The organism is Streptomyces sp. NPDC059696, from assembly GCF_042733745.1.
In the GTDB taxonomy this organism is placed as follows: domain Bacteria; phylum Actinomycetota; class Actinomycetes; order Streptomycetales; family Streptomycetaceae; genus Streptomyces.
In genome coordinates this window covers 1-11,552 of sequence record NZ_JBHWFG010000068.1, presented here as the reverse complement: position 1 = coordinate 11,552, position 11,552 = coordinate 1, and the positions used below count along the sequence as shown (strand labels likewise).

Here is an 11,552-nt window from a genome sequence, read left to right as displayed (position 1 = left end):
GCGGGATCCCACCGGATCCCGCCGCCGCTCCGGTTTCGCTCCCGCCCCCACGGATTTCGCCTCCGCCCCTACGGACCCCGGCCCCCTACGACGCCTGACGCGCCTCGGACTTCGCGCCCTCCGCGTCGATGTGCGGCACCACCCGGTCCAGCCACCGCGGCATCCACCAGGCGTGCCGCCCGAGCAGCGTCATCACTGCCGGCACCATGAGCAGCCGCACGACGGTCGCGTCGATGAGCACGCTGACGGCCAGGCCGAGGCCGAGCATCTTGACCACGATGTTGTCGCTGAGGAGGAACGCGGCGAACACGCTCACCATGATCAGCGCGGCACAGGTGATGACCCGGGCCGTGATCTCCAGGGCGTGCGCCACCGATCCCTTCGCGTCACCGGTGCGCAGCCACGCCTCGTGGACACGGGACAGCAGGAAGATCTCGTAGTCCATGCTGAGGCCGAAGACGATGGCGAACATCATCATCGGCACGTAGCTCTCGATGGGCACCTTGCCGTGGACCCCGAGCGCGGGACCGCCCCAGCCCCACTGGAAGACCGCGACGACCACCCCGTACGACGCGGCGATCGACAGCACGTTCAGGACGGCCGCCTTCACGGCCACCAGCAGCCCCCGGAACACGGCCAGGATGATCAGGAACGCCAGACCCACGACCACCGCGATGATCACGGGCAGCTGGGAGGCGACGATGTCCCGGAAGTCGACCTGGGTCGCTGTCGTACCGGTGACGTACCCCTTGGCGTCCGTGCCCTGGACGACGTCCGGCAGCGTGTCGTCGACGAGACGGTTGGTCAGGTCCGTGGTCGTCTGGTTCTGCGGGGACTTGGTCGAGTAGACCGTGCCGACCAGGACGTCGCCGTCCTGCGTGGGCGTCAGGGGAGTGACGACGGCGGCGCCCTGGACCTTGTCGAGTGACTGCTGGGCCTTCGAGGCCAGGGCGGAGCGCTGCGACTGCGGCACGTCGGTCTGGTCGATGACGACCGTGAGCGGGCCGTTGGACCCGGGCCCGAACGCGTCGGTCATCAGGTCGAAGGCCCGCCGGTCGGTGAACGAGGTCGGGTCGGCGCCGTCACCGATGTGGCCGAGCTGGATGGTGAACAGCGGGATCGCGAGGATCACGACCACGGCGACGCCCGCCGACAGGAACGTCAGCGGTCGGCGCTCCACCCGCTGCGCGTACCGGTGCCAGGTGCCCTGCGGCGTGTCACCCGCCCCGGCTTCGGTCTCGGCGATGGGCGTGCGCACGTGGAAGCGGTCGATGTGCCGGCCGATGAGGCCGAGCAGGGCCGGCACCAGGGTGAGCGCGCCGACGACGGCCGAGACGACGGTGACGGCGGCGGCCAGACCCAGCAGGGAGATGAAGGAGACCCCGGACGCGGACAGTCCCGCCAGCGCGATGATCACCGTGCAGCCGGAGACGAGGACGGCGTGGCCGCTGGTGCTCGCGGCCTGGCCCGCGGCCCGCACCGGGTCCATGCCGTCGATGAGGTTCTGCCGGTGCCGGGTGAGCATGAACAGGGCGTAGTCGATGCCGACACCGAGGCCGATCATCGTGGCCAGGGTCGGTGAGACCGTCGCGAAGGTGAAGGCCGCCGCCAGCAGCCCGAGGATGGCGAGCCCGCCGACGACGCTGATCAGCGCGCTCAGCAGCGGGACGACGGCGGCGATCACGCTGCCGAACCCGACCAGCAGCACGATGACCGCCACGCCGAAGCCGATCAGCTCGCTGACCCGGTCGTCGGCCGACGGCCGGGCGAGCTCGCCGAGCGGTCCGCCGTACTCGACCTCGGCCCCGGCCGAGCGCAGGGGCTGCACGGAGGTGTCGACGCCGTTGAGGTAGTCGTCGCCGAGCGTCGAGGGCTGCACGTTGAATCGGACGGTGATGTAGGCCGTCTTCTTGTCGTCCGACAGCGGCCCCACGTTCTGCTGGCCGCTCGGCGGGGCCGGAGCGGACAGCGGGTTCTGCGCGGACAGCACGTGCGGGAGCTTCTCCAGGTCGGCGACCGTGGTGGAGATCTGGGAGCTCAGCGCGGTCAGGGGCTGCTGGTCGTCGTGCAGCACGATCTGGCTGCTGTAGCCGCCGGCCTGGGGGTCGTGCGCCTTCAGCACGTCCAGGCCCTTCTGCGCCTGCGCCTGGGGGAGGCTGAAGTTGTCGGAGTACTGCCCTCCGAATTCACGGCTGACGACCTGCAACGCCACCAGTGCCACCAGCCAGGCGATGATGACGACGACGAAGTGGTGTGCGCACCACTCGCCCAGCCGCCGCAGCACACCCCCGCGCGCGGCCTGCTGGTCCCCTTCACCGGTGCGGCTGTGCGGCATGGACGTCGTCTCCTGTGTCGGCCGGGAGGTCAGTGGCGTCCATTAGATGCGGACGGGGTCACTCCGGCCTTCCAGGCACGCGGACTCCCGGTGACTCCGGGCGGCCGTTCCCTCGAAAGGCCCGCCCCGGCACCCGGCGCCCGCGCCCCGCACGCCTCAGCGCTCCCGACCCGAACGCCACACCGAGCCCCACCAGCGCGCTCCCCGCCGCCTGCGCGAGTCCGTAGGAGCCGGTGCCGACGAGCGGTGCGGTGCAGGCCGCCGCCACCGGGATCAGACCGGAGAACAGGGTGGCGCGCTCCGCGCCGATCCGCTGCATGCCGATGTACCAGCACACGAAGCCCACGACGGTCACCACCACCGCCTGCCACAGCAGCGCGGCCGTCTCGACGGCGTCGGGCCACCGCGGCAGGCCCGAACCGTTGGCCAGGAGCCCGATCACCGCGGACTCGGCGGCGGCGACCGCGCACACCGTGGCGGACAGCAACCGGGGCCCGAGCGGCCGCAGTACGGGAACGGCGAGCACGGCGAATCCGACCTCCCCCGCGAGGGCGCACACGGAGAAGGCGATCCCCACGCCGTCCGTACGCCCCCAGCCCTGCACCGTGAAGGCGCCGACGGCGACGAACAACGCCCCGTACAGCACCGCCCGCTGGGGCCGCCGCCCGTCCAGAAGGGGTACGAGCACGGCGACGGCCACCGGCGCACAGCCCACGAACACGCCGGGAACCGCCGGTTCCGCGGTGCGTTCGGCGGCGATGACGGCCAGGTTGAAGCCGACCATGCCGACCGCCGCGAGCAGGGCCAGACGGACCCACTGACGGGGTGTCAGGGCCCGGAGGCGGTCGGCGGCGTCCTTCCCGGCCACGGGGAACAGCAGCAGACAGGCCAGCCCGTAGCGCAGGAACTGGCCGGCCGCGTAGGGGTAGTCGCCCAGCACGCTGTTGGCCGTGAAGGACCCTCCGACGAGGACGCAGGCGAGCGCGGCGAGCAGGGCCCCGCGCGTGGTCGTGGCGTTCATGGGGACGACGCTAGGGAGCCGGGCGGCCCGGGAAGGGGTCCACTTCCGTGCCTGCTTGGCGGACCAATTCCCGCCCGGGCCGCGACGTCAGCCGATGTGGTAGCTGTCCCCGTAGACCTTCCAGTCCAGCGGCGGGTTCAGATCGAGGTTGCGCCGGTTCAGGAAGACGCGCTGGGCCGTGTCGACACGGCTCGTGTCACTGTGCGCCTCCTCCTGCTTCATGGCCCACACCCGCGCGTCCAGGAACGCGTGGAGGTACGTCACCTCGTCGCCGCCCTGCGCCGGCGGCTTCGCCGTCCGCAGGGCCCGCTTGCGGATGGAGCGGAAGCTCGTCGGATCGCTGCCGTCGCCGTGCATGACGATGGCGTCGTAGTAGGCGAACTGGCCCAGCACCCGCAGCCCGTCCGTCTTCCCCTGTGCGACCGCCGGGTCGAAGTACACCCGGTCGCGCTCGTCGTCCTGGGCGCGTCGGAACGTGGTGTCGCGCGCCGCTCGGCGCCAGTCGCCGGGGAAGCCCGGGTCGAGCCCGTCGTGCGAGTCGGAGCCGTCGACCTCGCGCAGGGCCGGGAGGTACTTCGCGAGGACGTTGCCCGGCTTGCGGGAGGTGTAGAGCTCGACGAGGTCCAGCATGTCGCCGGTGCCGGAGCAGAAGCCGATGATGCCGGCGGTGTAGCCGCGGCCGTCACCGATGTCCTCGACGTACTGGTACTGCGCCTTCCAGTCGAGCGAGGAGTTCTCCGCGCTCGACACGAGCTGCATGGCGATCTCCTTCTTCGCCGGGTCGTCGAGCCCGAGCGCGCGCCCGGACGCCGTGGCGTGCGGCGGCTTCAGGAACGGGGTGGCGGCGAGGGCCGCGCCGAACAGCGCCAGGACGGTGCGGCGCGAGGCCTGAGCCGAGGGGTGTCTCACGGTGTCTCCAAGCAGAGTGGGGGGTTGGAAGAGCGGGCCGTGCAGAACTGATAGGAAGGTTTCCTATCATTGGAGGCCGGTGAGGAGAACAGGCGAGCGGGAAGTTCGTAGGGTCGAACAAGCCGGTGCGCCGCCGATACCGGTCGATGCCGCGGGAACCAAGCGCCCCTCCCCGTACGTCAACCCTTTGCCCACCAAGGGCCGAACGGTCGGACCGACCAGCCGGAGAGGGGAATCGCCGTGGACGAGGCGACGTCACAGCAGGGGAGCGAGGCGGAGGGCGCCGCCCGCCGCGCCCGGTTCGGGACACTGCCGGAGCCGGTGCGCGTGGAGGACATGGTCGAGGAGCGGGCCGCCAGTGTGCCCGACCCGGCACGCACCGCGTACAACCAGGACGAATGGCTCGTGCGCTACTGCCTGTGAGCCGCCCCGCGCGGGCGCGCCGCTACCGGGCGCTGAGCGCGTCCAGGCCGCGCAGCCACCGCACGACGTCGTCGGCGCCCCGGGCGCGGGCGATGTCGAGCGGGGTCACGCCGTCGTAGCCGCACCGGTCCGGACCGGCGCCCCGCCCGTGGAGATACTGCGCGGTCCGCAGGTGCCCGCCGTGGCAGGCACCCCGGAACACGCTGGAGATCTCGTCCGGTGACGGCGGCTCGTCCACCTCGGCGAACGCCCGGACCCGGTCGGGCAGGCCGCGCGGGGCAGAGCCGGCCTCCCGATACCGTCCAGGACCCGTCGGTTCTGCCGTCGGGCGCCCGTCCGCACGGCCGCCCCGGGGAACGGCCCTTCCTCGCGTCGGAGTGCGGCCGACGGCCTCGTGACGCCACGCCGGATGTGCACGTCCGGCGGCGGAACGGGCACCCGTACGGACGACGTGCCTGCACGCTCCGGCAGGCGTAGCGTCCGGGTAGGAGCGGGAGGACACCATGCCCCGTACCGAGGAGCACCCCGACGGCGCCGGGTCGCTGGACGACGACCTGGGCGCGGCCCTGGCCGACACCGTGCGCGGCACCGGCGCCTCGATCGGCGGCCTCTACCTCATCGAGGAGGCGGAGCCGGTGCTTCGCCTGGTGGCGCTGTGCGGTCTGCCGCCGGCCTTCACCGCCCCCTGGCAGCGGCTCCCCCTGACCGCGCCCGTACCGGTCGCCGACGCCATCCACGACGACACCCTCGTCAGCGTCGCCGGCCAGGACGACATGGCCCGCCGCTACCCCCGGGCCGCCGCCGTCCTGCCCTACCCGTTCGCCCTGGTCGCCGCCCCGCTGACCGGCGTACGCCGTTCCTGGGGCGGACTCGTGCTGATGTGGCCCGCCGGCCGGCCGCGCCGGGTCACACCCCGCGAACGCGGTCACATCGACGCCAGCGCCCGCCGCATGGCCCGCCTCCTGGACGACGCCCCCCGGCCGCCGTCCCTGCCCGACCAGCCGCGTGTCGTCCCCGTGGACGCCGCACGCCACCCCGCGCAGACCGGACTGGCCGCCGCCGACTACCTCGAACGCCTCCCCGAGGGTGCCCTGGCCCTCGACCTGGAGGGCCGCATCACCTTCGCGACCGACACCGCGGCCCGCCTCCTCGGACGCGCCGCCGACCGTCTCCTCGGCACCCGGCCCTGGCACTCCCTGTCCTGGCTCGACGACCCCGTCTACGAGGACCACTACCGGACGGCGATCGTCAGCCGTACCCCGGTCTCCTTCACCGCGCTCCGGCCGCCGGACCAGCCGCTGACCTTCCAGCTCTACCCCGACAGCAGCGGCATCAGCGTCCGCGTCCTGCCGGGCACGCGGGGGACCGATCCTTCGCCGCCCCCCGCCGCGCGGCCACTCGTCGCGGCGCCGACCGGACGCCTCTACCAGCTCGTGCACCTGGCCGCCGCGCTCACCGAGTCGGTGACGGTACGGGACCTCGTCGCACTGATCGCCCACCAGATCCTGCCCGCGTTCGGCGCCCAGGGCCTCGTGCTGTCCGGTGTCGACGCGGGGCGGCTGAAGATCACCGGCCACCACGGCTACCCGGCCGACGTCATCGAGCGGCTCGACGCCCTGCTCCTGGACACCGACCTCACCCCCGCCGGCCAGGTCCTCGCCAGCGGCACCCCCGCCTTCTTCGCCGATCCCGCCGAACTGGCCGCCGGCTACCCGAGCGCACCCCGGATCAGCGGCAAGCAGGCCTGGGCGTTCCTGCCCCTGATCATCTCCGGCCGGCCGGTCGGCTGCTGCATCCTCTCCTACACCCGGCCGCACACCTTCACCGCCGATGAACGCGCCGTCCTCACCTCGCTGTCCGGCCTGATCGCCCAGGCCCTCGACCGCGCCCGGCTCTACGACACCAAGCACCGGCTCGTGCACGAACTGCAGCGCACTCTGCTGCCCCGGGCCCTGCCGCGCGTGCCCGGCCTCGACGTCGCCGCCCGCTACCTGCCCGCCGGGCACGGCACCGAGGTGGGCGGGGACTTCTTCGACGTCCTGCGCCTGGGCGAGAGCAGTGCGGCCGCCGTGATCGGCGACGTCGAAGGACACAGCATCGCCGCCGCCGCCCTCATGGGCCAGGTCCGCACCGCCATCCACGCCCACGCCACCGCCGGTGCCGCGCCCGGCCAGGTCCTCGCCCGCACCAACCGGCTGCTGGCCGACCTCGACTCCGAACTCCTCGTCTCCTGCCTCTACGTCCATCTCGACCTGGAGCGTCAGCAGGCGTCCTTCGCCACCGCGGGACACGTGCCGCCGCTGCTGCGCCACCCCCGGCAGCCCGCCGGCGTCCTCGACGTCGAGCCCGGCCCGCTGCTCGGCGTCGACACCGGCACCGCCTACCCGGTCACCACCGTCCCCCTGCTGCCCGGCACGACCCTCGCCCTCTACACCGACGGCCTGGTGGAACTCCCCGGCACCGACGCCACCCGCACCACCTCCGACCTCGCCGCCCACCTGGACACCGCCGACGGCCACGACCTGGAACGGCTCATCGACCGGCTCGTCCGCCACACCACCCCCACCGGACAGCACGCCGACGACATCGCGGTGCTCCTGCTGCGCGCCTCCCGCCCCGGCGGCCGTCCGGCGTGAGGCGTCACCCCCCGTCCGGGGTACCGGCCCTGACCCGCCGGGCCACGTCGCGCAGCTTGAGGTTGTGGTCCTGGGAGAGGCGCCGCAGCACACCGAAGGCCTCGTCCTCGCTCAGCTCATGGCGTTCCATCAGGATCCCCATGGCCTCCCCGATGGCCTGCCGGGTCTCCAGCGCGTGCTCCAGCTGGTCCACGGTGCGGGCCGTGGCCAGCGCCACCGCGGCGTGCGAGGCGAGCAGCCAGCCCGCGGCCTCGATGTCCTCGCCGAACGCCCCGGGGCGGCGCGAGTAGAGGTTCAGGGCGCCGAAGTCGCCCTCGTGGGTGTACAGCAGGACACCCGTCATGCTGCCGATCCCGAGGTCACGGGCCGCCCGGCTGTAGCGCGGCCAGTCGGGCTGCGGCCGGGTCATGTCGGCGATCCGGAACAGCCGCTGCCCGTCCACGCGCCGTGCGGCGTCGAAGCACGGCCCCTCGCCGAACTCGCCCTGCAGCCGGTCCGACTCCGCGACCATGTCACCGCACACCGAGAGCGTCACGGACCGGCCCTTGGAGACCGTGAGGATGCCGGCGGCGTCACATCCGTCGATCAGCCGGACCGCCGACGACGAGATCGTGTCCAGCGTCGCCTGCACCGAGTCCTGCCCCGCCAGTTCCCGGGCGAGCCACGCCATCTGCTCGGCGTACCGCTGCCACTCCACCGAAACCACCGCCCTGCTCACCGGACGTGACCACCGTATACCGGGCCGCTTCGCACGGTCGCCCGCAGACCCGGCCGTGCGTCCGGGCGGCCCGCTCGTGGTCTCCCACCTTGTTCACTTGTACGCCGTGAGCAGCAGAGCCACGTCGTCCGGCCGCTCCCGGGCCTGCCGGGCCGTTCCCACCAGCCGGTCGGCGAGGTGCTCCACCGAGTCCGCCGGAGTCTGGGACAGACGGTGCCGGACCGCGTCGATGCCCGACTCGATGTCGCTGCCGGGCCGCTCGACCAACCCGTCGGTGTACAGGGCGAGCACGCTGCCGGGGGCCAGGGTGAGCGCCGTGACCGGGTACTCCGCGTCAGGCTGCACGCCCAGCATCACGCCGCCCTCCAGATGCAGTGTCTCGGCCCGCCCGTCGGGGTGGCGCAACAGCGGCGGGGGATGGCCGGCCCGCACGGCGAGGGCCCGTCCGGTGGCGGGGTCGAGCTCGATGTAGCAGCAGGTGGCGAAGACGTCCGACTCCAGCTCGCTCAGCAGCCGGTTGGTGTGCGTGATGACCTCCTGCGGCGGGCGCTCGCTCGCCGCGAAGGCGTGCACCGCGCTGCGCAGCTGCCCCATCACCGCCGCGGCGCCGACGCTGTGGCCCTCGACGTCCCCGATGACCAGGGCCACGCCCCGCCCGGTGGTGATCACGTCGTACCAGTCGCCGCCGATCGCCATGCCCTGTGTGCCGGGCAGATAGCGGCCGGTGGTGCGCAGGCCCTCGACGGTGGGCAGCCGGTGGGGCAGGAGTCCCTCCTGGAGGCCGCGGGCGACGGCGGACTCCGCGTCGTACAGCCGCGCCCGTTCCATCGCCTGGGCGGCCAGGCCGCTCAGCGCGGTGAGGGCGGACCGCTCGTCGGGGGTGAACCGGTGCGGGGCGTCCCAGCCGAGGATGCACGACCCGACGGATCGGCCGGAGGCGATCAGCGGCAGGAACGACCAGGCCCGCATGCGGTCCAGGGTGATGCCCGGATAGGCGAGGGACAGCTCCTCCGGCGACTCGAAGAACAGGGGGAGCCGTGTGGTCAGCGCGTGGACGCCGGGCAGCTGCGTGTCGAGCGTGACGCCCTCGAACGGGGTGAGGAAGCCCTCCGGGTAGCCCGACTCCCACAACAGGTACATCCGGCTGTCACGGACGGTGTAGAGGGCCAGTTCCCGGGCGCCGAAGGCGGGCAGCAGTTGTTCCGAGACGGCCCGGCAGACGTCCAGCACGGTGACCGCCTCGGTGAGCACGCTCGCCATCTGCACCACGTGGTAGAGCGCCCCGGCCCGTGCGGCCGCCACCGGTCCGGGCGGCGGGGCGGGGGCGCCGAGGGCCCCGGCGGTGCCGGAACCGGCGTCCGGCCCCTGCTCGGCACCGGTGGGCGGCCCGGTGGGGGAGACCCGGCCGGTCAGCCCGTGCACGTCCGGGTAGAGGGCGAAACCCAGCCAGTTGCCGTCGGGGCGCCGGACCAGGAACGACACCTGCTCCTGCGACAGCATCGCCGCCCGGTAGCGGTCCTCGTACGCGGGATCCCGCAGCCAGGTGACGACCTCCCACGGGTAGCGGCCGAAGAGGTCCTCGCGGCCGCAGCCGAGCAGTTCCTCGCAGCGGCGGTTGGCGTACGTCAGCCGCCCGTCCTGGTCCAGCGAGAAGATCCCGTCGGGCAGCCGCTCGGCCGCCTCGGCCGCGGTGAGGCCGCCGCCCGCGTCGACGAGGGCGCCGACCAGGATCCGTGAGGAGCCCGCCCCGCCCCGCACGAGATGGCCCCACAGTTCGACCGGCCGGTAGCCGGTCTTCTCCTCGCCCCGGGACTTCTCGCGCACCCGGAAGTGCCGGGACCTGACCCGGCCGGTCCGCAGCGCGTCGTGCCGGCTCTCGCGCAGTTCGTGCAGGTCGTCGGGGCTGACACGGGCCTCGATGTCCGCGATGGTGCCGCCGTGGTCCGCCCGGTCGAGGCCGAGGAGAGCGAGGGCGTCGTCGTCCGCGGTGCAGCGGTCGCTGTCCAGGTCCCAGTCGATGAGCCCGACCCGGACCGGGTGCGCGGCCGAGGTGGGCAGCCGCACACTGACCGGCTCGTCGTCGTATGCGACGGGGTGTCCGGCGGAGTCCGGGCCGGGCCGGGTCGCGACGAGGTGGTCGAGGCGCTCCTCCATGGCCCGCCCGGCCGGGCGCAGTGCGAGGGTGACCTCTTCCTCCTCCATCGGGGTCCGGGCCGCGGAGCGCAGCACGACCAGGACCCCGACCGCCTCGCCGCCGGCCCGGACGGGCTGGTAGGCGGAGCCGAAGGAGTAGGGGAGCCCGGCGGTGAAGTGCGGGAAGCGCACCATGGTGGCCCGTTCGTCCGGAAGCCACAGCGTCTCGTCGCGCCGGTAGGCCTCCGCCATGGGCAGGGCACCGCCCACGGGCACCCGCCACCAGCTCCTGAGCAGCGAGCGGGGCACGCCGCTGACCATCGCGAGCACCAGCGAGCGCCGGTCCCCGGAGCGCAGGTAGACCAGGCCGCCGTACCCGTCGAGGTCCCGCACGGCCTCGACCAGCGGGGTCGTCAGGGCGTCCTCGATCCGGCCGGTGTCCTCGCCCGGCACCCGGCCCTCAGCCCCGTCCCGGCCCGGGCCGGCGGCGGACCCCGACCCGCCCGGTACGGCGGCTGTCTCATCCATGTCGCGTCCTCCCGGTACGGACGCACCGGCCCCATCGCTTCCCACCAGGATGTGCCATGGTCCGCGCTCCGGCGCGGCAAGCGCAACCTTTCGGCCGCCCCGGCCGTCTCACTCGGCATCAACCACATGCAAGCCTCGGGGGCGGCAATGGTACGAATCAGCAGAGCATGCGCGACTCTCGCGCTCGTGGGAGCCACGGTGGGTGTGGCGGCGGTCCCGGCCGGTGCCGCACCGGTCGCCGGACAGGCGTCCACCGCACAGACGGCGACCTGTCCGACTGGCTGGGGAAGCCTCGCCAAGACCGGCGCGGCCGCCACCGTCGCACCGATGACCGGTGTCAGGACCGGCCGTCACACCTGCTTCGACCGGATGGTGATCGACGTGCCCGGCGCGGGCAGCGGCGTCGGCTACAGCGTCCGGTACGTCGACCGGCTCTACCAGGACGGCTCCGGCCGCTACATTCCCGTCGCGGGCGGTGCCGTACTCGAGGTGCGGGTGTCCGCGCCCGCCTACGACCCGGAGACCGGCGCGGCCACCTATCCCGGCCGGGTGGCGCAGCCCCTGCCGGGCGTGAACCTCACCGGGTACCGCACCTTCCGGGACACCCGGTTCGCCGGCAGCTTCGAGGGGGACACCCAGATCGGTCTGGGGGTCCGCGCGCGGCTGCCCTTCCGGGTCCAGCAACTGGACGGCCGCGTCGTCGTGGACGTCGCCCACAGCTGGACCGCCACGGGCTGACCGGCCCGGGGCCCCGCGCCCCCGGGCCCGGGGCCCCCCGGCCGCGCCGGGGGGGCCGGGGGCCCGCCCCGGCCCCAGCCCCCCCCCCGCGGGCCCCCCCCCCGAGGGGCC

General features: G+C 73.6%; 9 protein-coding genes. 3 read left to right on the top strand and 6 right to left on the bottom strand.

What is annotated here, in order from left to right; genetic code table 11:
- Positions 1-85: 85 nt before the first annotated feature.
- From ACFV20_RS36305 to ACFV20_RS36295, 3 genes are all read right to left on the bottom strand, one after another.
- Positions 86-2,335: an MMPL family transporter gene (locus ACFV20_RS36305; RefSeq protein ID WP_385665330.1), complete on the bottom strand. Its 2,250-nt coding sequence runs from the start codon at positions 2,333-2,335 to the stop codon at positions 86-88.
- A 58-nt stretch (positions 2,336-2,393) separates the two neighbouring features.
- Positions 2,394-3,356: a DMT family transporter gene (locus ACFV20_RS36300; protein ID WP_385665328.1), complete on the bottom strand. Its 963-nt coding sequence runs from the start codon at positions 3,354-3,356 to the stop codon at positions 2,394-2,396.
- Positions 3,357-3,443: 87 nt separating this feature from the next.
- Positions 3,444-4,265, bottom strand: a complete 822-nt coding sequence (locus ACFV20_RS36295; RefSeq protein ID WP_385665326.1) for a chitosanase — start codon at positions 4,263-4,265, stop codon at positions 3,444-3,446.
- Between the two features lie 240 nt (positions 4,266-4,505).
- On the opposite strand from ACFV20_RS36295, the gene ACFV20_RS36290 reads away from it, so the two are divergent.
- Positions 4,506-4,688, top strand: a complete 183-nt coding sequence (locus ACFV20_RS36290; RefSeq protein ID WP_030853560.1) for a hypothetical protein — start codon at positions 4,506-4,508, stop codon at positions 4,686-4,688.
- A gap of 22 nt (positions 4,689-4,710) precedes the next feature.
- On the opposite strand, the gene ACFV20_RS36285 is transcribed toward ACFV20_RS36290, so the two are convergent.
- Entirely contained in the window at positions 4,711-4,926 is a 216-nt protein-coding gene (locus ACFV20_RS36285; protein ID WP_385665323.1) for an ankyrin repeat domain-containing protein, read from the bottom strand.
- A gap of 265 nt (positions 4,927-5,191) precedes the next feature.
- On the opposite strand from ACFV20_RS36285, the gene ACFV20_RS36280 reads away from it, so the two are divergent.
- Complete coding sequence (locus tag ACFV20_RS36280) at positions 5,192-7,324, top strand: SpoIIE family protein phosphatase (RefSeq protein WP_385665320.1); 2,133 nt, start codon at positions 5,192-5,194, stop codon at positions 7,322-7,324.
- A gap of 4 nt (positions 7,325-7,328) precedes the next feature.
- On the opposite strand, the gene ACFV20_RS36275 is transcribed toward ACFV20_RS36280, so the two are convergent.
- The gene (locus tag ACFV20_RS36275; RefSeq protein ID WP_385665333.1) at positions 7,329-7,994 is read right to left on the bottom strand and encodes a GAF and ANTAR domain-containing protein; all 666 of its coding nucleotides are present in this window, start codon (positions 7,992-7,994) and stop codon (positions 7,329-7,331) included.
- 141 nt (positions 7,995-8,135) lie between these two features.
- Positions 8,136-10,703, bottom strand: coding sequence for a SpoIIE family protein phosphatase (locus tag ACFV20_RS36270; protein WP_385665317.1), 2,568 nt, complete (start codon positions 10,701-10,703; stop codon positions 8,136-8,138).
- Between the two features lie 147 nt (positions 10,704-10,850).
- On the opposite strand from ACFV20_RS36270, the gene ACFV20_RS36265 reads away from it, so the two are divergent.
- Entirely contained in the window at positions 10,851-11,441 is a 591-nt protein-coding gene (locus ACFV20_RS36265; protein ID WP_385665314.1) for a hypothetical protein, read from the top strand.
- The last annotated feature ends 111 nt before the right edge of the window (positions 11,442-11,552 follow it).